The sequence below is a fragment of the Roseinatronobacter alkalisoli genome, assembly GCF_028745735.1.
In the GTDB taxonomy this organism is placed as follows: Bacteria; Pseudomonadota; Alphaproteobacteria; order Rhodobacterales; family Rhodobacteraceae; genus Roseinatronobacter; species Roseinatronobacter alkalisoli.
Window position 1 is genome coordinate 1 of the sequence record NZ_JAQZSM010000118.1, and the last position, 1,120, is coordinate 1,120.

Here is a 1,120-nt window from a genome sequence, read left to right on the forward strand (position 1 = left end):
TCAAGAAAGTCCTGGGCAGACATGCTCTTCTCCTCCTATACGGCGCTATGGGTTGAGCGTGATCGTGTCTTCAACGGGCACTTGCTGCTCTCCCGCCAAGACATAACGCACCAGACGCAACGGGGACGGCAGTTCCGCGCAGGACTGGACCAGCGTCGTGCGCCGCCACGATAAGGGATCGGTAGGGTCGGGCGAAACGAAATGCTCGCCTTCGGTCAATGGCCCGCCGAGAGTGCGCTCAAGAAGGGCGGTGGAAGGGCGCTCGCTGTCTTCGGAGTCGCCGGACACCAGAGAGAACAAAACAGCCCAAAGGTCTTCGGGTTCATCGCGACCCTGCAAGAACGCGGAGACAAAGGCTTCTTTGGTCACGCCTACCGCAAGTGCGAGGTCAGCGGCATCGTAAGGAATAGGTGCTGTGCGACCCAAGCTTGTCATATCCATGATCAGCCCTGTGCCAAGGTCCAGCATCAGATGCGTCGAAGTTGTGGTCCAGAGATGCAGTTGACCATGCGCGCCAAGGGCAAAGATCGCAGGCCTGTCGAATATGGGCCCAAGTCGCCGGTACAGCATGTCTTCGGCTTCCAGCGCCATGGTCAACCAAAGGTTACGTCCACCATAGCTGCCGGTCCCATGCGCAAGCCAGAAAGTGATCAAGTCTTCGGGAACACGGTTATGCCACGGTGCGACGTCCGTCACCTGCGGAAGACGACCACCTTGTGGAGAGCCAAAGGTTCTTAGAAATTCAATACTGTCTACCAAGGTGTGTCTCCTGTCTCCCTGCGACCATCATGTAGCCGAAAGCTGAACCTGCATGCGTGGACACTGGTTGCGGCATTGGTCTTGCGCGTATGCCTCAAGCGGGCCCGCTTTGCCACCTCGACCCCACTGCCCACCGATTGAGCGGTTTTCTGATCGTCCGCCAAGCCCTGCAAAACCCATCGGATGGCCGCCAGCAACCATGTCAAGAGTATGAATGGCATCCTGTCTGCGTGCCTGCACCTCGGCGATGCTTCGAGCTTGTGCAAAGCTTGTATTGCGCGGAAGGGTCCGTAGAAGCACACGCGCATTCTGGTCAATGAACCGCGCGCGTGCAGCCGGGCGCGCAGCCTCCCCAATTGGT

The 1,120-nt window shown here is 58.7% G+C and carries 2 protein-coding genes; both read right to left on the reverse strand.

Going from position 1 to position 1,120, the window contains the following annotated elements:
* Window positions 1-45: 45 nt before the first annotated feature.
* Window positions 46-759: a GAD-like domain-containing protein gene (locus PUT78_RS23610; RefSeq protein WP_274354652.1), complete on the reverse strand. Its 714-nt coding sequence runs from the start codon at window positions 757-759 to the stop codon at window positions 46-48.
* A 27-nt stretch (window positions 760-786) separates the two neighbouring features.
* Entirely contained in the window at window positions 787-1,116 is a 330-nt protein-coding gene (locus tag PUT78_RS23995) for a polymorphic toxin type 15 domain-containing protein (RefSeq protein ID WP_420793565.1), read from the reverse strand.
* Between the last annotated feature and the right edge of the window lie 4 nt (window positions 1,117-1,120).